Source organism: Mycobacterium sp. NGS67 (assembly GCF_059812185.1).
The window spans coordinates 1-25,179 of sequence record NZ_JCALCF010000006.1 but is presented as its reverse complement, the minus strand read 5'-3'; the positions used below and the strand labels follow the sequence as shown (position 1 = coordinate 25,179).

Below are 25,179 nucleotides of genomic sequence, written 5' to 3'. Positions count from 1 at the left end.
CAACTCCCTCGACCCCGATGTCAGCGGCAAAACCGGTATGCGCTGGTGGTGAATCACCACCCAAACCCTCAATTAAACATGCGTAGAACTCGATATTTTAGCCACGCTAATGGCGTGCTGGCCTAATCCTCCAGCGACAGCGCCAATAGCATCGACACCCGTGGAGTCCCGATGGGTGCTGCACCTGGACATGGACGCGTTCTTCGCGTCCGTCGAACAACTCACCCGGCCGACCCTGCGTGGCCGTCCGGTGCTGGTGGGTGGGCTGGGCGGCCGGGGAGTGGTGGCCGGGGCAAGCTATGAGGCGCGGGTGTTCGGCGCCCGCTCGGCGATGCCGATGCACCAGGCTCGCCGGCTGGTCGGGGCGGCGGCGGTGGTGCTGCCGCCGCGCGGTGTGGTGTACGGCGTGGCCAGTCGGCGCGTCTTCGAAACGGTGCGCAACCTGGTGCCGGTCGTGGAGCAACTGTCGTTCGACGAGGCTTTCGGAGAACCCGCCCAGTTGGCGGGCGCATCGGCGGACGAGGTGCAGGCGTTCTGCGAAGAGCTGCGACGACGGGTGCGTCACGCGACGGGTCTGATCGCCTCGGTCGGCGCGGGCTCCGGCAAACAGATCGCCAAGATCGCCTCCGATCTGGCCAAGCCCGACGGAATTCGGGTGGTTCGGCCCGCCGAGCAACAGGAGTTGCTCGGTGCGTTGCCGGTGCGGCGGCTGTGGGGGATCGGACCCGTCGCGGAGGAGAAGCTGCACCGGCTCGGCATCGAGACGATCGGGCAGTTGGCCGCGCTGTCCGATCCCGAGGTGGCCGACATCCTGGGCGCCACCGTCGGGCCCGCGCTGCACCGGCTGGCTCGCGGCATCGACGACCGCGCCGTTGCCGAGCGCGCCGAGGCCAAACAGATCAGCGCCGAGTCGACCTTCGCCGCCGACCTGACCACGCTGGACCAGCTGCGTGAAGCGATCGAGCCGATCGCCGAGCACGCCCATCGGCGCTTGCTCAAAGACGGCCGCGGCGCCCGCACGGTGACGGTGAAGTTGAAGAAATCCGACATGAGCACGCTGACCCGCTCGGCGACGCTGCCCTACGCCACCACCGAACCGAGCGCCCTGGTGGCAGTCGCTCGCCGACTGTTGCTGGATCCGCTGCAGATCGGACCCATTCGTCTGCTGGGCGTTGGCTTTTCGGGTCTGAGCGACGTGCGTCAGGAGTCGCTGTTTCCGGACCTGGACGTGGGCCCGGAACCGGTCGACGACGTCCACCACCAGGACTTCGAGACGCTGCGCGCGGCCCTGCTGACCGGGCAGGATGTCCCGTCGTGGCGGGTCGGCGACGACGTGATGCACCGCGACTTCGGGCACGGCTGGGTTCAGGGCGCCGGCCACGGTGTGGTCACCGTCCGGTTCGAGACGCGTAGTACCGGACCCGGCCAAGCCCGGACGTTCCCGCTCGACACCGCCGACCTCAGCGCGGCCAACCCGGTGGACAGCCTGGACTGGCCGGAGTACGTCGGGCGACTGTCAGCCCCAGCGGCCGACGACGTCGGCGACCGGTAGCCCCGCCGCCAGCGTCGCCATCAGCAGCACCCGGGCCTGCGACGGCGCCAACCGCGGCACCGTCAGAGCGCCCGCCCGCACCAGGTCGTGACCCGGTCCATAGCCCGCGCTCACCGGGCCGCCGGGCACCCGCGTGGACACCGCGACCACCACCCCGTCGGAGCCGCACAACCGCCGCACCCCGTCGATCACCGCCGCGCCGGCGTTGCCCGAGCCGAGCGCCTCCAACACCACGCCCCGCGCCCCGGCGGCCACGAACGCATCCAGCGCTACCGCATCGCTGCCCAGGTACGCAGCGACGATGTCCACGCGCGGCGCCTCGGCAGCGCCGACCCGGCCGACGAACGGCCGCACCTTGGCGCCCGTCCAGGACACCGCGCCATCGACGGTGCCCAGCACCTTCCCGCCGAACGCGCTCAGGTCCTGCGTCGCCATCTTGCGCAGGCCCAGCGGTTGCAGCACGCGGCCGGCGAAGCAGACGAGTACGCCGAGGTCACGGGCGGCCGGATCGGCTGCGACCGCGACGGCGTCACGCAGGTTGGCCGGACCGTCGGCGTCTGGCGCGTCCGCGCTGCGCATCGCCCCGGTCAGCACGATCGGGACTTTGCCCGAATAGGTCAGTTCGAGCCACAGGGCGCTTTCCTCCATGGTGTCGGTGCCGTGGGTGAGGACGATGCCGTCGGCCCCGTCGTCGATCGCCGCGTCCACCGCGGCGCGGATCCGGTCCCAGTCGGCCGGTACCAGTTCGGAGCTGTCCACGGCCAGCACGTCGACCACGTCGACGTCGAGGCCTGCGGCGAGTTCGGCGCCCGAGTGGACGGGCCTGCGTACGCCGTCGGTGCCGGTGCTGGTGGAGATCGTTCCCCCGGTGGTGACGACGGTGACACGGCCCATTCGCGAATCATCCCGCACCCGGGGGGCTGCGGCGAGTGTGCGGGCTCGGTGCGATGGTGGCTGCGCCGCGCTGGGCGATCGCCACTAGTGGACAATGGACGGGTGCCTGACGAACCATCCGGGTCCGCTGATCCGCTGACTTCTGCCGGCGACACCGACGAAGCCCGCGAACCCCAGGCCCACCCGACGCGCCGGCTGCGTCTGTTGTTGTCGGTCGCGGCCGTGGTGCTCACGCTCGACGTGATCACCAAGGTGCTGGCGGTCAAGCTGTTGCCGCCCGGTCAGCCGGTGTCGATCATCGGCGACACGGTCACCTGGACGCTGGTGCGTAACTCGGGCGCCGCGTTCTCGATGGCGACCGGGTACACCTGGCTGCTGACCCTGATCGCGACCGGCGTCGTGGTCGGGATCTTCTGGATGGGCCGCCGACTGGTCTCGCCCTGGTGGGCGCTGGGCTTGGGAATGATCCTCGGCGGCGCGATGGGCAATCTGGTGGACCGCTTCTTCCGGGCCCCCGGACCGCTGCGCGGACACGTCGTGGATTTTCTGTCGGTGGGCTGGTGGCCAGTGTTCAACGTCGCCGACCCGTCGGTGGTGGGCGGCGCCATCCTGCTGGTCGCGCTGTCTATCTTCGGGTACGACTTCGACACCGTGGGACGACGAAAAGCCAACGCAGAAAACGACATTCGGCCTGAATCCGACGACGCTGGTGACTGAACGCACGATGCCGGTCCCCGAGGGATTGGCGGGCATGCGCGTCGATGCCGGGCTGGCCCGCCTGCTGGGACTGTCCCGCAGCGCCGCCGCGGCCATCGCCGAAGACGGCGGCGTCGAACTCGACGGCGTCCCGGCCGGGAAGTCTGACCGGCTCGCAGCGGGTGCCTGGCTGCAGGTACGGCTGCCCGAACCGCCGAAACCGTTGGAGAACACCCCCGTCGACATCGAGGGCATGACGGTGCTGTACTCCGACGACGACATCGTCGCCGTCGACAAACCCGCCGCGGTGGCCGCGCACGCGTCGGTGGGCTGGACCGGTCCGACGGTGCTGGGAGGTCTGGCCGCCGCGGGTTATCGCATCACCACCTCGGGCGTGCATGAACGCCAGGGCATCGTGCACCGACTCGACGTCGGCACGTCCGGGGTGATGGTGGTGGCGCGCTCCGAACGCGCCTACACCGTCCTCAAGCGGGCGTTCAAGCAGCGCACCGTCGACAAGCGTTATCACGCACTGGTGCAAGGACATCCGGACCCGTCCAGCGGCACGATCGACGCCCCCATCGGCCGTCATCACGGCCCGGAGTGGAAGTTCGCGGTCACCAGCACCGGCCGGCACAGCATCACCCACTACGACACAGTGGAAGCGTTCGTCGCCGCCAGCCTGCTCGATGTGCATCTGGAAACCGGCCGCACCCACCAGATCCGGGTGCACTTCGCGGCGCTGCATCACCCCTGCTGCGGAGACCTGGTCTATGGCGCCGACCCGAAGCTGGCGAAAAGGCTTGGCCTGGAACGGCAATGGTTACATGCCCGGTCGTTGGCCTTCGCCCACCCGGCCGACGGCCGGCGCATCGAGATCGTCAGCCCCTATCCGGCCGACCTGCGGCATGCCTTGGACGTGCTACGCGCCGAAGGATGACCGAGCGGGTTTGCGGGCTTCGACCAGTACGCGGGCGGCGTGCGCGACGAACGGACCGTCGGCCTCGATCCGCTCGTGCAACTCGCGCAGCTGCCGGCGATAGCGCTCGACGGTGAAGTCGGGGACGCACCAGATCACCTTGCGCAGGAAATAGACGACCGCGCCGATGTCGAAGAACTCCTGGCGCAACCGCTCGGACCTCAGCTGCACGATCTGCAGACCGGCCGATTCAGCTTGTGCCCGTTGGGTTTCCGGGTCACGGCGGGCCCAGGACTCGGGCTGCGGACCGATGAAGTGCTCCACCAGCTCGCAGACGGTGGCCGGACCGATGTGCTGGCCCAGGTAACTGCCGCCGGGACGCAGCACCCGCGCGATCTCGGTCCAGTAGACGGTATTGGGGTGCCGACTGGTCACCAGGTCGAAGGCCTCGTCGGCGAACGGCAGCGGCGACTCGGTCGGGGTTGCCACCACCACGACGCCGCGCGGATGCAGACGTCGGGTCGCCAACGCCGCGTTGGGCGGCCAGGACTCCACGGCGGCCATGGTCGTGGGGAAGGTGTCCGCCCCGGCCAGCACTTCGCCGCCTCCGGTCTGCACGTCCAGCGCGGCGGAGACGCCGGCCAACCGGCTGCTCATCAGCCGCTGATACCCCCACGACGGGCGCTGTTCGGTCGCGCGCCCGTCGAACCAGGAGAAGTCCCAGCCGTCCACCGATGCCGAATCGGCTTCTGCCACCAAGTCTTCGAATGTGCGCCGCATGCTCACTGTGTGCGGCACACGAAATTGATGCCGTTGAGGTTCAGCGTGACTTCACCCTGGTGCTCCCAGTATTCGGACCCTTGACGTCCGTAGCGGGCGCCACTGCCCGACGGCTGGATGAACAAAATGATGCGCGTGCCCTTCCAATTGAGCACTGCCGCTTTCGGATCCAGTTCGTTGTAGAACTGGGCGGTCAAGGGTCCCTCGTCCGCCGGACAGTTGTATGTCACGACCGGCGGCGCGACCGTGGCCGGGTCGGCGATGGCCAACTCCACCAGTCGTGTCTGGTAGGCCTCGGCGAGGCAGGTCCGGATGTCGACGAAATCGGCGCACCCGTCGCGCACGGTCAGGAAGGCGTGCTGCGCCGTCGCCAGCGTTGCCTGGTCTGCCCCGGGACGTGCCAGCGCCTGCTGATAGGCGGTCTGCGCCCGGCGGTCCAGGACTGTCAGTTCGGGATCGCTACACACCAGTTGCTGGGCTTTGTTGGTGGATCGCGCGCAGTCCAACACCGGGGTCGGCGAGGTGGTCGTGACGCTGGCCGACAGACCCGGCGACGAACTCGTGGTCGACGAGCCGGTATGCGCCGGTCGCGAACCACAACCGCCGAGACCGGCCGCAATCACGGCGATCAGTACGGGGGCAAGCTTTCTCGGCATCCGCAATCGGTACCTATTCATCGGTCGATATCCTAGGTTGGCTGTATGACCTGTGTCACACCATCCACACCGCCATCAGGAGCAACTGTCAATGAATCTCGGTGACCTCACGAACCTGGTCGAGAAACCGTTCGCTGCTGTGTCCAACCTGATCAACACGCCGAACTCCGCGGGACGATACCGTCCGTTCTACTGGCGGAACCTGCGCGATGCCGTACAGGGCCGCTCGCTCAACGAGGCCGTCGAGGGCAAGGTCGCGCTGATCACCGGCGGGTCATCGGGCATCGGTGAAGCCGCCGCACACAAGATCGCCGAGGCCGGCGGCACCGTGGCACTGGTCGCGCGCACCAAAGAGAACCTGGACAAGGTCGCCGACGACATCCGCGCCAACGGCGGCACCGCGCACGTGTACCCGTGCGATTTGTCCGACGTGGACGCCATCGCCGAGATGGCCGACAAGGTGATCGAGGAACTCGGCGGGGTGGACATCCTGGTCAACAATGCCGGGCGTTCCATCCGGCGTTCACTGGCGCTGTCCTACGACCGGATCCACGACTACCAGCGGACGATCCAGTTGAATTACCTGGGCGCGGTCCAGTTGATCCTCAAGTTCATTCCCGGCATGCGTGAACGCGGCTTCGGGCAGATCATCAACGTCTCCTCGGTCGGCGTGCAGACGCGGGCGCCGCGGTTCGGGGCCTACATCGCCAGCAAGGCGGCGCTGGACAGCCTGTGTGACGCGTTGCAGGCCGAGACGGTCAGCGACAACGTCCGTTTCACCACCGTGCACATGGCCCTGGTGCGTACGCCGATGATCAGCCCCACCAAGATGTACGACAAGTTCCCGGCGCTGACGCCGGATCAGGCGGCCGGCGTGATCACCGACGCGCTGATCCACCGGCCCCGTCGGGCCAGTTCCCCGTTCGGACAGTTCGCCGCCGTCGCCGACGCCGTCAACCCGGCCGTGATGGACCGGGTGCGCAACCGCGCGTTCGGCATGTTCGACGACTCCTCGGCCGCCAAGGGAAGCGAATCCACAACGGACACCGAACAATTCGACAAGCGAAGCGAGACCTTCCTGCAGGCGACCCGCGGAATCCACTGGTGACATCATGAGCCTTCCCAAACCGAACAAACAGACCACCGTCGTCATCACCGGCGCCTCCTCGGGGATCGGCACCGAACTGGCCAAAGGCCTTGCACAACGCGGCTTTCCCCTGATGTTGGTCGCCCGCCGCCGGGAACGCCTGGACGAATTGGCCGAAAAGCTGCGCGGCGAGCACAAAGTCGAGGTCGAGGTGTTGCCCCTGGACCTGTCGGACACCGACTCCCGCTCGAAACTGATCGATCGCTTGCGCAGCGACTCGATTGCCGGGCTGTGCAACAGCGCGGGATTCGGTACCAGCGGCAACTTCTGGGAGTCGCCGTTCGAGCGGGAGAGCGAACAGGTCACCCTCAACGCGCTGGCCTTGACCGAACTCACGCATGCCGCCTTGCCCGGCATGGTGGAGCGCGGAGCGGGCGCGGTGCTCAACATCGCCTCCATCGCCGGATTCCAGCCCATCCCGTATATGGCGGTGTACTCGGCCACCAAAGCGTTTGTCCTGACATTCTCCGAGGCCGTCCAAGAGGAGTTGCACGGCACGGGGGTGTCGGTGACCGCGCTGTGTCCGGGGCCGGTACCCACCGAGTGGGCGCAGATCGCCGACGCCGAGCGGTTCAGCCTGCCGCTGTTTCAAACTTCGCCGGAAGACGTTGCCGAGCAAGCGATCCAGGGAATGCTGGCCGGTAAGCGCACCGTGGTGCCGGGGGTGGTGCCCAAGGTCGTCAGCACCAGCGGGCGACTCATCCCGCGTACCCTGCTACTGCCGGGGATCCGGATCGGCAACGCACTGCGCGGCGGACCCGGACGCTGACCGCTCGGCGCTACGCCCGTCGCCACGGGTGGTCGTCCAGCCAACTGGTGACCAGCGGGACCGCCTCGCCGTCGGAACCGCGCAGTTGGTCGGTCAGGGTCGAGATCCGTTGCAGCAGAGCGCCATACGCATTGGCGGCGGCGGCCGCGTAACCTTCGGCGGCCTCGACCTGCCACGGCGCCTGATACTGCGCGGGCAGATTGTGCAACTGCTCGGCCAGGTCTTGCGCCTCTGCCCGCGCGGCCTGTACCAGGCCGCGCACCGCCTCGACGTCACCGCCCCCGGCGTCCAACAGGTGATCGATTTGGCGCACCGTGGAAACCGCTTGCTCGATGCTCCCGGTGTGGGCGGAGATACCCAGCGGGGGAACAGGGATCGTCAACAGGTGCGGCGACGCTTCCGCAGGGTCGGCTGCGGAAAGCGCCCGGGCGGCCTCGACCTCGGCCTGCGCAGCTTCGCGTGCGGCCTCGATCTGTGCGCCGGCTTGCTCGCGAACGGCGGCCAGTTCGGCCGCCGCGCTCGCGCGTAATTCCTCGATCGCGGCCTGTGCCTGGGTGACGGCGGCTTTGGCTTCGTCGGCTTCGGCGCGGACCCGCGCCACTTCGGCCGCAGCCGCCTCGCGCACGGCCGCAACCTGTTCGCTGGCCTGCCCGCGGGTCTTGGTCAACTCCGCCGCGGCGGCCGACCGTAGCTGCTCCATTTCGGCCTTGATCCGGGCCACTTCGGTCTCGGCGGCCCGCTGCGCGGCCGTGATCGCGCCTTTGGCCTGTCCGCGGGCCGACGCGACTTCGGCTGCGGCGTCGGCACGGATCTGTTCGAGTTCGAGGCGCACTTCTTCCAGGGCGCGCTGGGCGCTCTCGCGTGCGGCCGCACGTTCGGCGACCCGTTGCTCGGCGCGAGCCTCAGCGGCAGTGACTCTCGTTGTGGCCGCGGCGATCTCGGCCGCGGTGTCCGCGCGGACCCGGTCGAGCTCGGCGCGTACCTGTTCGAAGGCTTGACGGCCAGTCGCCCGGTCCTCGGTGCGCTCGGCCAGCCGTTGTTCGGCCCGGCTGTCGGCGGCGCTGATCTGTTCGGCGGCGGTGGCGAGTTCGGCTGCGGCGTCGGCGCGGACCTGGGCGAGTTCGGCCTGCACCTGTTCCAGGGCTCGCTGGGCGGCCGCGCGCTCGGCGGCGCGTTCCGTCTCCCGCTGTTCGGCAGCTTGCTGGGCGGCTGCCCGCTCGGCGGCGTGTTCCGTCTCGCGCTGCTCGGCAGCTTGCTGGGCGGCTGCGCGCTCGGCCGCCCACTCTTCCTCCCGCTGAGCGGCTTGCGCCTGCACCTGACGAACCCGTTCGCGCGCGGCGGTGGCCACCCGCGCCGACTGCTCGGCCTGCGCCCGCGCCATCGACACGGCCGCTTCGGCGTCCTTGCGGCCCTGCTGGGCCTCCCGCGCCTGGCCCTCGGCCGCAACCCGCATGTGGTCGGCCTCGACCAACCGCATCACCGGAGAGAGTCGCTTGCGTGCCGGGCCGGAGCGTTGGCGGTGGTCGATCAACTCGCGCTCGCTCATCGCCGCGAGCGCGACCAACTCGGTGGGCGGCTGCTGGCCCTGCCGTTCGGCGGCCGACACCGCATCCGCCGCGGCGCGTTTGGTCAACGTCGCCCACGCCGCGGGGTCGAGGTCCTCGATGTGTTGCCGTGTAGTGCTCACGCGTGACGGCGCCTTCCTTTGCCGGCGGGTTCGGCGGCGCCGTCCTCGGCGGGTTCGGCGGCCGCCTCACGCGTCGCCGGGGCGTCCCGCGGCGTCGGTGCCTCCCGCGGTGTCGGGGCGTCCCGTCGTGATCCCTGCCGGGCGGTGAGCTGGGACAGCGGACCGGCCTGCTGTGCCAGCACCAGCGAGAACTGGTTCATATACACCGTCACCGACCGGGCCAACGTGTCGTCGCCGAGGTGCTCGGCGTCGCGCAACAACCCGCGCAGCAGTTCCAGCGCCAATTCCGGGCCGAGGCCCAACGTGGCGTTCTCGCTGGCGGCCGGTTCGATCCCCGCGGTTTCCACCACCCACACCAGCCGCTGCCAGCAGCGGGCCAGCGCCGCGCTGCGCTGCTCGTCTTCGCGCAGTTCCTGATGGTGGCGCTCGCGCTGTTCGGTCTGCGCCTCTTCCCGTCGGGCGGCCCGGCGCGCGGCGAAATACGCGATGACCGCGAGGATGATGGCGACGGTCAGGGCCGCGGCGCCGCCGAACCCCGCGGACGTCAAGAATTCACGCGCCGATGGCAAGCTCATGGCTCGGACGGTACCGCAACCGGCCCCTGAAAAACCGCGCGAACCTGGCGTACCGAGTTGCTAACGGTCGGGCGCGATCTTGAGCACTTGGCCTGGTTTGACGATCTTGTCGGATCGATCTGACCGCGCCGAGGTGAGGACGTAGACGGTGCCCTCGGAATCCACCGCGACGCCGCTGGTGTGGCCGCCCAGCGGCACCTCGACAGCTCTGCCCGCCGGGGGCAATTGGAAGAAGCCCTTGCCGAATCCGTCGCCGACGAAGACGTCTCCCGCGCTGCCGATCGCGATGTGATTCGGCTCGATGAGTCCGGGGATGGTCAACGCGACGGGGCTGGTTGCTCCGACGGCAAGTTTGAGGACCTGACCGCGGCCGGCGCCCTTGATGGCGGAGGACACATAGACGTTGCCGTCCTTGTCGACGGCCATCCCGCGCGGCAGAAACAGGTTCTGGAAGGACAGGTCGGTCGGCCGGTTCTCGCCCGGAGCCAGCTTCTTCGCCCCGTACTTCAGATCTGTGCCGTCACTCATCAGGGCCCCGGCCGCATAGGTGTTGCCGGCCTGGTCGACCGCGATGGCCTTTATCGAGGAAAATCCCCGGAACGGCAACCGAATTGGGCTGGTCTTGCCCGACTCGAGCAGATAGACCTGGGCGTCGTCGCTGTAGTAGATGTTGCCGGCCGTGTCGACCGCCAGGTCTGTCGCCGAACGGAAGTTGGCGCCGGTGACGTCCAGGGAGGTCGCGGCGCCGGCGCCCGACGCCAGCTTCCACAGCTTCGCCGGCGCTGACTCGAATGGCCCGGCGTCGGCGGCCGGGACGACGGAGGCCAGCACATAGACATTGCCGGCACCGTCCACCGCGACGCTCTTGGTGGGATAGAGGCCTGGAAACGGCAACACGGTGGGTTGCGCGGTATAGGTGCGTCGCGGCGGGGCGGTGCTCGTGGTGGGAGCGGCCCGATCGCCGCGGTGGGCCAACCGCGGGATTGCAATGGCGCCGGCCACGACGGCGGCGACGATGACGACGGCGGCAACCAGAGGCCCGATGCGCCGTCGTCGCCGCGGCGGCGCCAGCTGGACGGGACGCGAGTGCGGGTAGGACACCGTCGGCGAACGTCCGTGGATCGGATCCCATTGCGGCGGTTGCGGACTGGGCACGACCGGCTGCGGCAGTTCGAACGAGCGGGTGGCTGCCTGGGAAGGTCGCGCGGGCTTGTCGGCCAGTGCGCCCTGTGCCGCGGCCACCAGCTCGGCGGCGCTGCGGTACCGGTCGTCGGGATTGGCGGCCAGGCCGCGGGCGATGACGGCGTCGAGGCCGGCGGGGACGCCGGGATGCTGAAGGCTGGGGGGAGGGACCAGCCCGGCGGGATCCGGCGGGTGCCCGGTCAGGCATTCGTAGAGCACCTGTGCCAGCGCGTGGATGTCGGCACGATAGGCCGCCCCGCTGTCGGTGACCAGCACTCGGGTCCGGTCGGCTGACGGCGTGGCCCCGCTGGTGTCGCTCAGGTACACCGACCCGTCACCGGCCAGCAGAATGGCAGTCGTCGTGACGTTGCGGTGGCCGGTCCGGTTGGCGTGGGCGGCGTCGATCGCGGCCGCGACCCGGCGCACCACGTCGACCGCACGCGCCGGATCCAGCGGACCATGTTGCGCCAGTACGGTTTTCAGGTCGCCGCTCGGGGTATCGCCCATCAGCCCGCCCCGACCTTGAGCAGTCGGTTGTTCTCGGTCAGGTAGATGCCGCCGGCCGCGTCGACGGCTATACCGCCGAACGGCTGGTTCTCCGGTGCGAACAACAGGGTCGGGGTCGCCGCGCCCACCGCGAGTTTGACCAAGCGCCCCATGTTGTCTGCGTTGTCGACGACGTAGATGTTGCCCTGACCGTCGACCACCACACCCTGCGCCCTGCCGAGCTGTCCGAACGGAACCTGGGCCGGGTCGGTGTCCCCGCGGGCCAACTTGAGCACCCGACCCGCCTGCAGTGCGTAGACGTTGCCGGCGCCGTCCACCGCCACGTCCTCGAAAAACCGACTGCCGAACGGCAATACGGTCGGAGCGGCCGCACCGGGTGCGAGCTGGAGCACCCGGTCGTTGGCGGCGACGTAGACCGTGCCGGCAGGGTCTACCGCGATGCCGTTGGGAACGAGTCGGCCGAACGGCAACTCGACCTGGTCGGTGGAACCGGGAGCCAATTTGTAGACTCTGCCGCCTCCTTCGCGGGGCAGGTCGGTGACGTAGACGCCGCCGGCCGTGTCCACGCTCACGCGCTTGGGCCGGCTGAGTCCGCGGAAGGGCAGCTCGACGGGCGCCGGGGAGTTGGGGACCAGTTTGTAGATCCGGGTGCTGCTGGTGTCGACGACGTAGACGTCACCGCCGGGCCCGACCGTCACGCCGCTCAGCTGGCCGTTTCCGAGGACCGGCAACCGGGTGGCGTTCAGCGTCGGCGCCGTGCTGGTGGACGCCGGGGCGGTGCTGGCAGTCTGCGGCGCGGCGCTGCCGCTGGGATCGGCGTGCCGGTTCGGGGCGGGCCAAGCCAGCACCGCGACGGTCGCGACGACGACGGCGACCACCCCGACGGCGGCGGCTGTCCACAGCGCGCGTCGACCAGACTTGCGCCGCAACGGTTTCGGATGCGTCCAGGGCTGGGTGGTCGTAACCTGTTGCGGCGTCCACTGATTCACCGGGGTGCTCAACGCGCGCTGTGCCGCCGCTGCCAATTCGCCGGCGCTGCGGTAGCGGGCCGCGGGGTCCTTGGCCATGCCGCGGGCGATGACCTCGTCGAAACCGACCGGTATGCCGGGATGTTCCCGACTGGGCTGCGGCGGTGGCGACGCCAGGTGCGCCGCCACCAAAGCCGGTATCTCCGTTCGATTCTCATACGGTGTCACCCCGGTCAGGCATTCGTACAGCACGCATGCCAGCGCGTAGATGTCGGCGCCCGCGGTGACCTGCCCGGAGGCGAGACGTTCCGGGGCCAGGTAGGCGAACGAGCCGACCGTGGTGCCCTCGCTGGTGAGCTTGGTGTCGGTGGCGGCGTTCGCCAGCCCGAAGTCGACCAGACAGGCGAAGTCGTCACGGCCGAGCAGGATGTTGGCGGGTTTGACGTCGCGGTGGATCACCGTTTCGGCGTGCGCGGCGTCCAGCGCGGCAGCGATCTGCCGCACCACATGCACCGCGCGCGCCGCGCCCAGCGCCCCGCCGCGTTCCAGCGTGCTCTGCAAGTCGGTGCCCTCGATGAGCCGCATGTCGATGTAGAGCTGCCCGTCGATCTCACCGCAGCCGTGGATCGGCACCACGTGCGGGTCGTGCAGCCGCCCGGCGGTGCGGGCCTCGCGGAAGAGCCGTTCCCGGAACGCTGGATTGTGAGAGTAGCTGCTGGACAACAGTTTCAGTGCGACCACCCGGTGCATGACGGTGTCTTCGGCTTCGTAGACCTCCCCGAACCCGCCGCTGCCCAGCAGCCGGCGCAGTACGTACGGCCCGAACCGGGAACCCACTCGCGGGGCAGAAGTCATTGCGCGGCACCCAGTTCCAGGACTTTGCCGGTGGCACAGTCGTCGCCCCGGTGACAGTCGACGACGAACAGGTCGCCGTCCTTGTCGGTTGCCACCCCGAACGGGTAGTTCAAGCCGGGGAAGGTCACCTGGTTGGCGCTGGTCGCGCCGGCGGCCAGCTTGAAGATGCCGCGACCTTCGATGTCGGAGACATAGACGTTGCCCTTCTTGTCCACCGCCACACCGTAGGGCTGCTGCAGTCCGGCGAACGGTAGTTCGGTGGGGGTGTCGGCACCGGCGGGCAGCTTCAACACATGCCGGTCGTCGCTGTCGGCGATGTAGAGGTTGCCGTCGTCGTCCACCGCGATCCCGACCGGTGTGTTCAACGGGGTGGTGGGCATCAGCACGGTCGGGCTCGAGGCGCCGGGCGCCAGCTTGAGCACCTGCCGCAGCGCCCCGTCGGTGACGTAGAGACTGCCGTCCCTGCCCGCCGTCACACCCAGTGGCCGTCCGAGGTGCCCGAACGGCATCGGAGTGGGCCCGCGCGCGCCCGGCGCCAATTTCCACACTCCCGGCGCGTGGGAGTCGGCGACGTAGACGTTGCCCGCCGAATCCACCGCCACGCCCTCGGCGAAGAGCTCCCCGAACGGCAATTCGGTGGGGGAGCTTTGGCCGGCCGCCAGCTTCAGCACCCGGCCGTTGGGGGAGCGGTTGGTCAGCTCGGTGGCGTAGACGTTGCCGGCACCGTCGACGGCCACGCCACGCGCCTTGACCAGGTCGGGATATTTCAACACGGTCGGGACGCTCGGCGAGGGACGCGACGTGCTGGTGCTCGTGGACTGTGACGGCGCGGGCCGGCGCGCGATTGCCACCATCGCGGCCACTGCCACCGCGGCCACCACAGTTGCCGCGGTGACGGCAATCACCTTGCGGCGGATGGGTTTTCGGCCCGGGGGGTGGGCCCAGGCCGGCGGCGGGAGGGGTCGGGGCGCCGGTGGTGGGGGCGGCGGCGTGATCGCCCACTCACGGGTGGTGGCGGCGGGGCCGAGGGCGCGCTGGGCGGCCGCGGCGAGTTCGCCCGCGCTGGGATACCGATCGTCGGGGTTTTTGGCCATGCCCTTCGCGACGACCTCGTCCAGCGCGGCGGGGATGCCGGCCCGGGCTTGGCTGGGCCGCGGAATCGGCGCGGTCAGGTGAGCGTTGATCAGCGCGCTGAGGTCCTGGTTTTGCGCATAAGGCGTCTCACCGGTCAGCAGTTCGTAGAGCACGCAGGCCAGCGAGTACACGTCGCTGCGGTGGTCGATCACCGGGTGCTGCGAAAGGCGTTCCGGGGCAACGTAATCAAAGGTGCCGACGGCCTTGCCGGTCCGGGTGAGCCGGGCTTCGCCGGCGGCGCTGGCCAGACCGAAGTCGACCAGGCTCGCGAAGTCGTCCCCGGACAACAGGATGTTGGCGGGTTTGACGTCGCGGTGCAGCACCGTCTCGGCGTGCGCGGCGTCCAGAGCGCCGGCGATCTGGCTCACCAGGTTCACTGCGCGCGCCGGCACCAGCGGGCCGTCCCGGCGCAGCACCGTCTCCAGGTCCACCCCGCGCACCAACCGCATGTCGATGTAGACCTGTCCGTCGATCTCACCGCAGCCGTGGATCGGCAGCACATGGGGTTCACGCAGCCGCCCAGCGGTCCGCGCCTCCCGGAACAGTCGCTCACGAAACACCGGGTTCAGCGAAAACGTGCTGCTCAGCAGTTTGAGCGCCACCACCCGGTGCATGGCGGTGTCTTCGGCTTCGTAGACCTCGCCGAAGCCGCCGGCGCCCAGCAGCCGGACCAACCGATACGGTCCGAACTGCGAACCCGCCCGATTCTCGACCACTACCCGACCCTCCGCTTCGTCGCCGAGCGTATCCGGCGCGCACCACCGGCGTTACGCTCACCGCCATGGCTTCTGTTGACCTGACCCTGGACGCGCCGATGACCCCGCAGGAGATGTGGGACCACGTCTCGGACCTTTCGACGCTGGGCGACTGGCTGGTGCTGCACGAAGGCTGGCGCAGCGACGTGCCCGACGTCAGCGAGATCACCGAGGGCACCCAGATCGTGGGTGTCGCGCGCTCCAAGAAGTTGCGCAACCGGGTGACCTGGACGATCACCAAGTGGGACCCGCCACACTCGGTCGCGATGTCGGGGGAGGGCAAAGGCGGGGCAAAGTACAAGGTGACCCTGACCGTCAAGGCACATGGGGATGCCTCCACCCTCGGATTGTCCGTCGACCTGGGCGGGCCCGCCCTGTTCGGTCCGATCGGGTCCGTCGCGGCCCGCGCGGCCAAAGGTGACGTGAAAAAGTCGCTGGATAATTTCCTCGAGCTCTACGGCTGAAAATCGCTCAAGACACGTTCTGCGACACGCCGAGAACGTGTCGGTGGGCGGTCATAGACTGGCGTCCCTATGAATGAGTCCTCCTTCGTGCACCTGCACAACCACACCGAGTATTCGATGCTCGACGGTGCCGCGAAGATCACGCCGATGCTGGACGAGGTGACGCGGCTGGGGATGCCCGCGGTCGGGATGACCGACCACGGAAACATGTTCGGCGCCAGCGAGTTCTACAACTCGGCGACCAAGGCCGGCGTCAAGCCGATTATCGGGGTCGAGGCTTATATCGCTCCCGCTTCCCGCTTCGACACCCGACGCATCACCTGGGGCGATCCCAGCCAGAAGGGCGACGACGTCTCGGGCAGCGGCTCCTACACGCACATGACGTTGATGGCCGAGAACGCGACCGGCCTGCGCAACCTGTTCCGGCTGTCGTCGCTGGCCTCGTTCGAGGGCCAACTCGGCAAGTGGTCGCGGATGGACGCCGAGCTCATCGCCGAGCACGCCGAAGGCATCATCGCCACCACCGGCTGCCCGTCCGGTGAAGTGCAGACCCGGCTGCGGCTCGGCCATGAGCGCGAAGCCCTGGAATCCGCCGCCAAGTGGCAGGAGATCTTCGGTGCCGACAACTTCTTCCTGGAGTTGATGGACCACGGCATCTCGATCGAACAACGCGTCCGGCAGGGACTGCTCGAGATCGGCCGCAAACTCAACATCCGGCCGCTGGCCACCAACGACTGTCACTACGTCACCCGCGAAGCCGCCCACAACCACGAGGCGCTGCTGTGCGTGCAGACCGGCAAGACGCTGTCGGACCCGAACCGGTTCAAGTTCGACGGCGACGGCTACTACCTCAAGTCCGCCGCCGAGATGCGCCGGCTCTGGGACGACGAGGTCCCCGGAGCCTGCGACTCCACCCTGCTGATCGCCGAACGGGTCCAGTCCTACGCCGACGTGTGGACACCGCGCGACCGGATGCCGATCTTCCCGGTGCCCGACGGGTACGACCAGGCTTCGTGGCTGCGTCACGAGGTGATGGCCGGGCTGGACAGGCGTTTCCCCGCCGGCGTCGGCCAGGAGTACCTCGACCGCGCCGAATACGAGATCAAGGTCATCTGCGACAAAGGCTTCCCGGCTTACTTCCTGATCGTGGCCGACCTGATCAACTACGCGAAATCGGTCGACATCCGGGTCGGGCCGGGACGCGGATCGGCGGCGGGGTCGCTGGTCGCCTACGCGATGGGCATCACCAACATCGACCCCATCCCGCACGGTCTGCTGTTCGAGCGCTTCCTGAATCCGGAGCGCCCGTCGGCACCCGACATCGACATCGACTTCGACGACCGTCGTCGCGGCGAGATGGTGCGCTACGCCGCCGAGAAGTGGGGCCACGACCGCGTCGCCCAGGTCATCACCTTCGGCACCATCAAAACCAAAGCCGCGCTGAAGGACTCGGCGCGCATTCACTACGGCCAGCCCGGGTTCGCGATCGCCGACCGAATCACCAAAGCGCTGCCGCCGCCCATCATGGCCAAGGACATTCCGCTGTCGGGGATCACCGACCCGGCCCACGAGCGGTTCAAGGAAGCCGCCGAGGTCCGCGGTCTGATCGAGTCCGATCCGGACGTACGGACCATCTACCAGACCGCGCGCGGCCTGGAAGGCCTGATCCGCAACGCGGGTGTGCACGCCTGCGCGGTGATCATGAGCAGCGAGCCGCTGACCGAGGCGATTCCGTTGTGGAAGCGTCCGCAGGACGGCGCCATCATCACCGGCTGGGACTACCCGTCGTGCGAGGCCATCGGCCTATTGAAGATGGACTTCCTGGGCCTGCGGAACCTGACGATCATCGGCGACGCGCTGGAGAACATCAAAGCCAACCGGGGCATCGATCTTGACCTGGAGTCGCTGCCGTTGGACGACCAGGCCACCTACGAACTGCTGGGTCGCGGCGACACGCTGGGTGTGTTCCAGCTCGACGGCGGACCGATGCGCGATCTGCTGCGCCGCATGCAGCCCACCGAATTCAACGACATCGTCGCCGTATTGGCGCTGTACCGCCCCGGACCGATGGGCATGAACGCCCACAACGACTACGCCGACCGCAAGAACAAGCGGCAGCCGATCAAGCCGATCCATCCCGAACTCGAAGAGCCGCTGCGCGAAATCCTCTCCGAGACTTACGGTCTGATCGTCTACCAGGAACAGATCATGTTCATTGCCCAGAAGGTCGCCTCCTACAGCATGGGCAAGGCCGACGTGCTGCGCAAAGCGATGGGCAAGAAGAAGCTCGAGGTGCTCGAGGCCGAGTACAAGGGCTTCTACGAGGGCATGAACGCCAACGGCTTCTCCGAAAAAGCGGTGAAAGCCTTGTGGGACACCATCCTTCCGTTCGCCGGGTATGCGTTCAACAAGTCGCACGCCGCCGGCTACGGACTGGTCTCCTACTGGACGGCCTACCTGAAGGCCAACTATCCGGGCGAGTACATGGCCGGCCTACTCACCTCGGTCGGCGACGACAAGGACAAAGCCGCCGTCTATCTCGCGGACTGCCGCCGGCTGGGCATCACCGTGCTGCCGCCCGACGTCAACGAGTCAGTGCAGAACTTCGCGTCGGTGGGCAACGACATCCGCTTCGGTCTCGGTGCGGTGCGCAATGTCGGGGCCAATGTGGTGGCCTCGCTGATCGGCACCCGCAATGAGAAAGGCAAATTCACCGACTTCTCGGATTACCTGAACAAGATCGACATCTCGGCGTGCAACAAGAAAGTCACCGAGTCGTTGGTCAAGGCCGGGGCGTTCGACTCCCTGGGGCACGCTCGCAAGGGTCTGTTCCTGGTGCACACCGATGCCGTCGACAGCGTGCTGGGCACCAAGAAGGCCGAGGCGATGGGGCAGTTCGACCTGTTCGGCGGCAGCGACTCCGGGGTCGAATCGGTGTTCACCATCCGGGTGCCCGAGGACGAGTGGGAAGACAAGCACAAGCTCGCGTTGGAACGGGAGATGCTGGGCCTGTATGTGTCCGGTCATCCGCTCAACGGAGTGGCGCACCTGTTGGCGGGGCAGGTCGATACGCAGATCCCGGCGATCCTCGACGGCGATGTGCCCAACGATGCGCAAGTGCGCGTCGGCGGCATCCTGGCCTCGGTGAACCGTCGCGTCAACAAGAACGGGATGCCTTGGGCGTCAGCGCAATTGGAGGACCTCACCGGCGGTATCGAGGTGATGTTCTTCCCGCACACCTACTCCACCTTCGGCGCCGACATCGCCGACGACGCGGTGGTGCTGGTCAGCGGCAAAGTGGCTATTCGCGACGACCGCATCAGCTTGATCGCCAACGAACTGGTGGTGCCCGACTTCACCAACGCTCAGCCCAACCGGCCGCTGGCGGTCAGCCTGCCGACCCGGCAGTGCACCATCGACAAGGTCACCGCTCTCAAGCAGGTGCTGGCCCGGCACCCTGGTACCGCGCAGGTTCATCTGCGGCTGATCAGCGGTGACCGGATCACCACGCTCGAGCTCGATCAGGCGCTGCGGGTGACGCCGTCGCCGGCGCTGATGGGGGATCTCAAGGAACTGCTCGGCCCGGGGTGTTTGGGGAGTTAGGCCGGCGGCGCATCCATTCCGAGCTGCGCCGAACGTCACGCCAGTGCCGCGCTCGCGTTCGAACGCAACGCCAGCGTGACGGTCGCGACGCGGCTGACGTACGCTCAGCGCTTTCGCTCAGAAACGAGTGGCGAGATTCCATGGATGCGCTCAAGGCAGTGCGATGCGAAGCGCTTTGCTGATTTCCTGCATTGTCGGCGGAGATAGTGTGCCGAGCAATTCAGTGAGTTCATCGTGGTAGAGCTGCACAATGTCGTCGACCAGGACGAACCCGACGAGGGGGTCGTCCGCTGTCAGGGGTACGACCCTCGGCACATGTGCGGTCTTGCTCGTCGTCGTGCACCTACTACGCGCCTGCCTGCCGAAAGTGAACTCAACGACGATCAATCGGCGTGTTGCGTCGTGATATTCACTCTCGGCGCGCACGGACGAAGGACGTAGGGTTACCCGTGTGACGACCCCATCCGAGCGACCGGCCACCCTGTGTGAGGCGTTTCAGCGCACCGCCGCGGTCGATCCCGACGCGGTGGCCCTGCGCACCCCGGGCAACACCCAGACAATGACCTGGCGTGAGTACGCAGACCAGGTCCGCAAGGTGGCGGCCGGCCTGACCGGTCTCGGCATCAAGCGCGGCGACACCGTGTCGCTGATGATGGCCAACCGGGTGGAGTTCTATCCGCTCGAAGTCGGCGCGCAACACGTTGGCGCCACGTCGTTTTCGGTGTACAACACCCTGCCCGCCGAACAGCTGACCTACGTGTTCGACAACGCCGGCACCAAGGTGGTGATCTGCGAGGAGCAGTACGTCGACCGGATCCGCGCCAGCGGCGCCCCGATCGAGCACATCATCTGCGTCGACGGCCACCCCGAGGGCACCCTCTCGATAGACGACCTGTACCAAGCCGCCGCCGAAGACTTCGACTTCGAATCGACCTGGCGTGCAGTGCAACCCGACGACATCGTCACCCTCATCTACACGTCCGGCACCACCGGGAACCCCAAGGGTGTGGAAATGACACACTCGAACCTGCTGTTCGAGGGGTACGGTCTGGACGACGTGCTGGGCGTCGAGTTCGGAGACCGGGGCACGTCGTTCCTGCCTACGGCGCACATCGCCGACCGGATGTGCTGCCTGTACTCCCAGGAGATCTTCGGAACGCAGATCACGACGGTCTCCGACCCGCGAGCAATCGTCGGGGCACTGCCCGACGCACGGCCAACCGTCTGGGGCGCGGTGCCCCGGGTGTGGGAAAAGCTCAAGGCGGGAATCGAATTCACCGTCGCCAACGAGTCCGACGAGACGAAGCGGGCGGCGATGCAGTGGGCCATGTCGGTGGCGGACAAACGTGCGCAAAAGCTGCTGGCCGGTGAGCCGATGTCGGAGGAGGCGACGGCCGAGTGGGACAAGGCCGACGAACTGGTGCTGTCGAAGCTCCGCGAGAAGCTCGGTTTCGGCGAACTGCGGTGGGCGGTCTCCGGGGCGGCTCCGATACCGAAGGAGACGCTGGCGTTCTTCACCGGCATCGGCATCCCGATCGCCGAGCTGTGGGGGATGTCCGAGCTCAGCTGCGCCGCCACCGCAAGCCATCCGCGCGACGCACGCCTGGGCACCGTCGGCAAGCTGTTTCCCGGCCTGGAAGGCAGGATCGCCGACGACGGTGAGTACCTGGTCCGTGGGCCGCTGGTGATGAAGGGCTACCGCAAGGAACCCGCCAAGACCGCCGAAGCGATCGACTCCGACGGGTGGCTGCACACCGGCGACATCTTCGAAATCGACGACGACGGCTACCTGCGGGTGGTGGATCGTAAGAAGGAACTCATCATCAACGCGGCCGGAAAGAATATGTCGCCGGCCAACATCGAGAACACCATCGTGGCCGCCTGCCCGATGGTGGGGGTGATGATCGCGATCGGTGACGGCCGGCCCTACAACACCGCGCTGCTGGTGTTCGACGCCGACTCGGTGGGTCCGTATGCCGCCCAACGCGGCCTCGACCCGTCACCGGAGGCGCTCGCGTCCGACGCGGAGGTGATCGCGCAGATCGCCGCGGGTGTCGCCGCGGGAAACGAGAAACTGTCACGGGTGGAGCAGGTCAAGCGATTCCGCATCCTGCCCACCCTGTGGGAACCCGGCGGTGACGAGATCACGCTGACGATGAAGCTCAAGCGCAAGCCGATCCACGCCAAGTACGGTGCCGAGATCGAGGAGCTGTACGCCAGCGAGCCGGGATCTGACGTTCACGAACCCGCGGCTGCGTCCGCGCAGCCGGCCTGAGCGGAGGGGGAGTAGCGGTGACTGCACGGGAGGTCGGTCGCAGCGGGGTGCGAAAGCTGTTGCAGCGCACCGGAATCGTCGACGAATCCACCACCCCGTTGGCGACGGATCCGGACGCGGTCACCCAGTTGCTGGACGCGCAGTGGTTCGGTGAGCGCCTGGACGCGCTGGCCGACGAACTCGGCCGGGATCCCGAGAGCGTGCGGGTGGAGGCCGCCGGCTATCTGCGGGAAGTGGCGGCGTCGCTGGACGAGCGGGCGGTGCAGGCGTGGCGCGGGTTCAGCAGATGGCTGATGCGGGCCTATGACGTGCTGGTCGACGAGGACCAGATCGCGCAGCTGCGCGCGCTGGACCGCAAGGCCACGCTGGCGTTCGCGTTCTCCCACCGGTCCTACCTGGACGGAATGTTGCTGCCCGAGGAGATCGCGGCCAACCGGCTGTCGTCGGCGTTCACGTTCGGCGGGGCCAACCTGAACTTCTTCCCGATGGGTGGCTTCGCCAAGCGCACCGGCACGATCTTCATCCGCCGCCAGACCAAAGACATTCCGGTCTACCGGTTCGTGCTGCGCGCCTACACCGCGCAGCTGGTGCAGAACCACACCAACCTCACCTGGTCGATCGAGGGCGGACGCACCCGGACCGGCAAGTTACGCCCCCCGGTGTTCGGCATCCTGCGCTATCTGACCGATGCCGTCGATGAAATCGACGGTCCGGGAAGGGGTGCCGGCGTGGACGGAGTCCACGACTCCGAGGTGTATTTGGTGCCGACCTCGATCGTGTACGACCAGCTGCACGAGGTGGAGGCGATGACCACCGAAGCTTACGGCGCCACCAAACGACCGGAGGACTTCCGGTTCCTGGTCCGGCTGTCCCGACAGCAGGGCGAACGGTTGGGCCGCGCCTATCTCGACTTCGGTGAGCCGCTGCCGTTGCGCAAGCGTCTCGAGGAACTGCGGGCGGACCCGTCGGGAACCGGCACCGTCGTCGAACGCATCGCGCTGGACGTCGAGCACCGGATCAACCGCGCCACCCCCGTCACGCCGACCGCGGTGGTGAGCCTGGCGCTGCTGGGCGCCGACCGTTCGCTGTCCATCAGCGAGGTGCTGGCCACGGTGCGACCGTTGGCCAGCTACATCGCCGCCCGCGACTGGGCGGTGGCCGGGGCCGCCGACCTGACGAACAAGTCGACGATCCGGTGGACCCTTCATCAGATGGTGGCCTCCGGGGTGGTCAGCGTGTACGACGCAGGCACCGAGGCGGTGTGGGGGATCGGCGCCGACCAGCACCTGGTCGCGGCGTTCTACCGCAACACCGCGATCCACATCCTGGTCGACCGCGCCATCGCCGAGCTGGCGTTGCTGGCGGCCTCCGAAGGCGGAGCCGACGTGTCACCCGCCGCGGTGCGCGACGAGGCACTGCAACTGCGCGAGTTGCTGAAGTTCGAGTTCCTATTCTCGGCGCGGGCGCAGTTCGAGAAGGAACTGGCCGACGAAGTTCGGTTGATCGGTCCGGTCGAGGACACCACCAAGAGCGTCAGCGCGGCCGAGGTGCGCGGGTTGTTGGAGTCCGCTGATCTGTTGCTCGCGCATTTGGTGCTGCGGCCGTTCCTGGACGCCTACCACATTGTCGCCAACCGGCTGGCTGCCCTGGAAGACGAGGCGCTGGACGAGGAGGCGTTCCTGACCGAATGCCTCGAGGTGGGCAAGCAGTGGGAGCTGCAACGCCGGATCGCCAACGCCGAGTCACGATCGATGGAACTGTTCAAGACCGCGCTGCGACTGGCTCGGCACCGCGAGCTGGTCGAGGGCGCTGACCAGGCCGATCTCGCCAAACGGCGCCAGGAGTTCGCCGACGAGATCGCCACCGCGACCCGGCGGGTCAATTGCATCGCGGAACTGGCCCGGACCGTGGTCGGCCACGCAGGTACCCAGCGGGCCTAGAGTTGGTGCCATGCCACTTTCCGGTGAATACGCACCCAGCCCGTGGGATTGGTCCCGCGAACAAGCCGACAAGTACGTGGAATCCGGCGGGGCCGATGCCGCGGACATGAAGGGCAAGCCCATCATCGTCCTGACCACCGTAGGCGCCAAGACCGGCAAACTTCGCAAGACGCCGTTGATGCGCGTCGAGCACGACGGCGAATACGCCGTCGTCGCCTCGCTCGGCGGCGCTCCGAAGAACCCGGTCTGGTACTACAACATCGCCAAGAACCCCCGGGTCGAACTGCAAGACGGCGCGGTCACCCGCGACTACGACGCGCGCGAGGTGTTCGGCGACGAGAAGGCCACTTGGTGGGAGCGGGCCGTCGAGGCCTGGCCGGATTACGCCGAGTATCAGACCAAGACCGACCGGCAAATCCCGGTGTTCGTCCTGACCCCGGTGAGCTGAGCTGGCGTTGCCGCGGCATGGCACCATTGACCGGTGTCCGCCGAACTGAGCCAGAACCCGCGCGATCTGCCGCTGTGCGCGGCTGACATCGACGGGGCGGCCAAGCGGATTGCTGCGGTGGTCACGCCTACGCCGCTGCAGTACAGCGACCGGTTGTCGGACATTACCGGCGCGGCGGTCTACCTCAAGCGCGAAGATCTGCAGGTCGTGCGCTCCTACAAGCTGCGGGGTGCCTACAACCTGCTGGTGCAGCTCTCCGACGAGGAGCTGGCGGCCGGGGTGGTGTGCTCGTCGGCCGGTAATCACGCGCAGGGCTTCGCGTTCGCGTGCCGTGCCTTGGGGGTGCACGGCCGCGTCTACGTGCCGGCCAAGACCCCCAGGCAGAAGCGCGACCGGATCGTCTACCACGGCGGCGGTTTCATCGACTTGATCGTCGGTGGATCCACCTACGATCGGGCCGCCGAAGCCGCCCGCGACGACGTCGCCCGCACCGGAGCCACACTGGTGCCGCCGTACGACGACCTGCGCACCATGGCCGGTCAGGGCACCATCGCCGTCGAGATCCTGGACGCGCTCGACGTCGAGCCCGACCTGGTGGTGGTGCCCGTGGGCGGGGGCGGATGCATCGCCGGTATCACCACCTACCTGGCCGAACGGACCACCAACACCGCGGTGCTGGGGATCGAGCCCGCGGGCGCGGCCGCGATGATGGCTGCGCTGGCCGCCGGCGAGCCGGTCACCCTGGATCACGTCGACCAGTTCGTGGACGGCGCGGCGGTGGCCCGGGCGGGCGCGTTGCCGTATGCGGCCCTGTCGGCAGCGGGGGACATGGTGTCGATCACGACCGTCGACGAGGGCGCGGTGTGCACCGCGATGCTCGACCTGTACCAGAACGAGGGCATCATCGCCGAACCCGCCGGGGCGCTGTCGGTGGCCGGCCTGCTGGAAGCCGACGTCGAACCCGGCTCCACCGTGGTGTGTCTGATCTCCGGCGGCAACAATGACGTCTCCCGGTACGGCGAGGTGCTGGAGCGGTCGCTGGTCCACCTGGGTCTCAAGCACTATTTCCTGGTCGACTTCCCGCAGGAGCCGGGTGCGCTGCGGCGGTTCCTCGACGAGGTGCTGGGCGCCGGTGACGACATCACCTTGTTCGAATACGTCAAGCGCAACAACCGCGAGACGGGGGAGGCGCTCGTCGGGATCCAACTGGGATCCGCGGCGGACCTGGACGGTCTGCTGGCTCGGATGCGAGCCACCGACATGCACGTGGAAACCCTGCAGCCGGGTTCGCCGGCCTACCGCTACCTGCTGCTCTAGTGGGGTGTGGCGAGCAGACGCAAAAGCCCCCATTTCGTGCCGAAATAGGGGGCTTT

The 25,179-nt window shown here is 68.1% G+C and carries 19 protein-coding genes; 11 read left to right on the top strand and 8 right to left on the bottom strand.

All coding sequences use genetic code 11. The annotated features are described in order from the left end of the window. The first annotated feature begins 109 nt into the window (after nt 1–109). Nucleotides 110–1,552: a DNA polymerase IV gene (locus AC5Y4D_RS06970; protein ID WP_500036825.1), complete on the top strand. Its 1,443-nt coding sequence runs from the start codon at nt 110–112 to the stop codon at nt 1,550–1,552. On the opposite strand, the gene AC5Y4D_RS06965 is transcribed toward AC5Y4D_RS06970, so the two are convergent. Further along, on the bottom strand, nt 1,517–2,446 hold the full coding sequence (locus tag AC5Y4D_RS06965; RefSeq protein WP_500036824.1) for an asparaginase: 930 nt from the start codon (nt 2,444–2,446) through the stop codon (nt 1,517–1,519). The two genes, AC5Y4D_RS06970 and AC5Y4D_RS06965, sit on opposite strands and share 36 nt — an antisense overlap. 102 nt (nt 2,447–2,548) lie before the next feature. Between AC5Y4D_RS06965 and lspA the strand changes: the two genes are divergently transcribed. Next, entirely contained in the window at nt 2,549–3,163 is a 615-nt protein-coding gene (gene lspA / locus AC5Y4D_RS06960; protein WP_499944134.1) for a signal peptidase II, read from the top strand. Then, nucleotides 3,156–4,082, top strand: coding sequence for an RluA family pseudouridine synthase (locus tag AC5Y4D_RS06955; protein ID WP_500036823.1), 927 nt, complete (start codon nt 3,156–3,158; stop codon nt 4,080–4,082). Before lspA ends, AC5Y4D_RS06955 begins: the two co-directional genes overlap by 8 nt. Here the strand turns inward: AC5Y4D_RS06955 and AC5Y4D_RS06950 are convergent. Both AC5Y4D_RS06950 and AC5Y4D_RS06945 read right to left on the bottom strand, forming a co-directional pair. Beyond that, nucleotides 4,065–4,841 carry a class I SAM-dependent methyltransferase gene (locus AC5Y4D_RS06950; RefSeq protein ID WP_500036822.1) on the bottom strand — a complete coding sequence of 259 codons (777 nt, stop codon included), beginning with the start codon at nt 4,839–4,841 and terminating at the stop codon, nt 4,065–4,067. The genes AC5Y4D_RS06955 and AC5Y4D_RS06950 overlap by 18 nt on opposite strands. 2 nt (nt 4,842–4,843) lie before the next feature. Beyond that, nucleotides 4,844–5,518 (bottom strand): MliC family protein, encoded by a 675-nt coding sequence (locus AC5Y4D_RS06945; RefSeq protein WP_500036821.1) that lies wholly within the window; start codon nt 5,516–5,518, stop codon nt 4,844–4,846. Between the two features lie 70 nt (nt 5,519–5,588). On the opposite strand from AC5Y4D_RS06945, the gene AC5Y4D_RS06940 reads away from it, so the two are divergent. Together AC5Y4D_RS06940 and AC5Y4D_RS06935 are read left to right on the top strand one after the other, a co-directional pair. Beyond that, complete coding sequence (locus tag AC5Y4D_RS06940; protein ID WP_500036820.1) at nt 5,589–6,605, top strand: SDR family NAD(P)-dependent oxidoreductase; 1,017 nt, start codon at nt 5,589–5,591, stop codon at nt 6,603–6,605. Nucleotides 6,606–6,609: 4 nt separating this feature from the next. Next, nucleotides 6,610–7,413 (top strand): SDR family NAD(P)-dependent oxidoreductase, encoded by an 804-nt coding sequence (locus AC5Y4D_RS06935; RefSeq protein ID WP_499989874.1) that lies wholly within the window; start codon nt 6,610–6,612, stop codon nt 7,411–7,413. Nucleotides 7,414–7,423: 10 nt separating this feature from the next. Here AC5Y4D_RS06935 and AC5Y4D_RS06930 read toward each other — a convergent pair whose 3' ends face one another. Genes AC5Y4D_RS06930 through AC5Y4D_RS06910 form a run of 5 tightly spaced genes read right to left on the bottom strand, consistent with a single transcriptional unit; the run spans nt 7,424 to nt 15,037 of the window. After that, entirely contained in the window at nt 7,424–9,100 is a 1,677-nt protein-coding gene (locus AC5Y4D_RS06930; RefSeq protein WP_500036819.1) for a coiled-coil domain-containing protein, read from the bottom strand. Continuing rightward, nucleotides 9,097–9,675, bottom strand: a complete 579-nt coding sequence (locus AC5Y4D_RS06925) for a hypothetical protein (protein ID WP_500036818.1) — start codon at nt 9,673–9,675, stop codon at nt 9,097–9,099. Before AC5Y4D_RS06925 ends, AC5Y4D_RS06930 begins: the two co-directional genes overlap by 4 nt. Before the next feature lie 60 nt (nt 9,676–9,735). Continuing rightward, a complete protein-coding gene (locus AC5Y4D_RS06920; RefSeq protein ID WP_500036817.1) occupies nt 9,736–11,364 on the bottom strand; it encodes a hypothetical protein in 1,629 nt (542 codons plus the stop codon). After that, on the bottom strand, nt 11,364–13,187 hold the full coding sequence (locus AC5Y4D_RS06915) for a serine/threonine-protein kinase (RefSeq protein WP_500036816.1): 1,824 nt from the start codon (nt 13,185–13,187) through the stop codon (nt 11,364–11,366). Before AC5Y4D_RS06915 ends, AC5Y4D_RS06920 begins: the two co-directional genes overlap by 1 nt. Beyond that, complete coding sequence (locus tag AC5Y4D_RS06910; RefSeq protein ID WP_500036815.1) at nt 13,184–15,037, bottom strand: serine/threonine-protein kinase PknD; 1,854 nt, start codon at nt 15,035–15,037, stop codon at nt 13,184–13,186. The genes AC5Y4D_RS06915 and AC5Y4D_RS06910 overlap by 4 nt, the downstream gene beginning before the upstream one ends. Before the next feature lie 65 nt (nt 15,038–15,102). Here AC5Y4D_RS06910 and AC5Y4D_RS06905 point away from each other — a divergent pair, with 65 nt between their 5' ends. The 6 genes from AC5Y4D_RS06905 to ilvA all read left to right on the top strand — a co-directional run bounded on the left by AC5Y4D_RS06905 (nt 15,103) and on the right by ilvA (nt 25,123). Further along, nucleotides 15,103–15,540: a type II toxin-antitoxin system Rv0910 family toxin gene (locus AC5Y4D_RS06905; RefSeq protein WP_499944146.1), complete on the top strand. Its 438-nt coding sequence runs from the start codon at nt 15,103–15,105 to the stop codon at nt 15,538–15,540. A gap of 69 nt (nt 15,541–15,609) precedes the next feature. Beyond that, nucleotides 15,610–19,143 (top strand): DNA polymerase III subunit alpha, encoded by a 3,534-nt coding sequence (dnaE, locus tag AC5Y4D_RS06900; protein ID WP_499989881.1) that lies wholly within the window; start codon nt 15,610–15,612, stop codon nt 19,141–19,143. A gap of 451 nt (nt 19,144–19,594) precedes the next feature. After that, a complete protein-coding gene (gene fadD11, locus AC5Y4D_RS06895; RefSeq protein ID WP_500036814.1) occupies nt 19,595–21,418 on the top strand; it encodes a fatty acid--CoA ligase FadD11 in 1,824 nt (607 codons plus the stop codon). A 17-nt stretch (nt 21,419–21,435) separates the two neighbouring features. Continuing rightward, the gene (locus AC5Y4D_RS06890; protein WP_500036813.1) at nt 21,436–23,358 is read left to right on the top strand and encodes a lysophospholipid acyltransferase; all 1,923 of its coding nucleotides are present in this window, start codon (nt 21,436–21,438) and stop codon (nt 23,356–23,358) included. A 10-nt stretch (nt 23,359–23,368) separates the two neighbouring features. Beyond that, a complete protein-coding gene (locus tag AC5Y4D_RS06885) occupies nt 23,369–23,806 on the top strand; it encodes a nitroreductase family deazaflavin-dependent oxidoreductase (protein WP_499944151.1) in 438 nt (145 codons plus the stop codon). A gap of 33 nt (nt 23,807–23,839) precedes the next feature. Then, nucleotides 23,840–25,123 carry a threonine ammonia-lyase gene (gene ilvA / locus AC5Y4D_RS06880; RefSeq protein ID WP_499944152.1) on the top strand — a complete coding sequence of 428 codons (1,284 nt, stop codon included), beginning with the start codon at nt 23,840–23,842 and terminating at the stop codon, nt 25,121–25,123. The last annotated feature ends 56 nt before the right edge of the window (nt 25,124–25,179 follow it).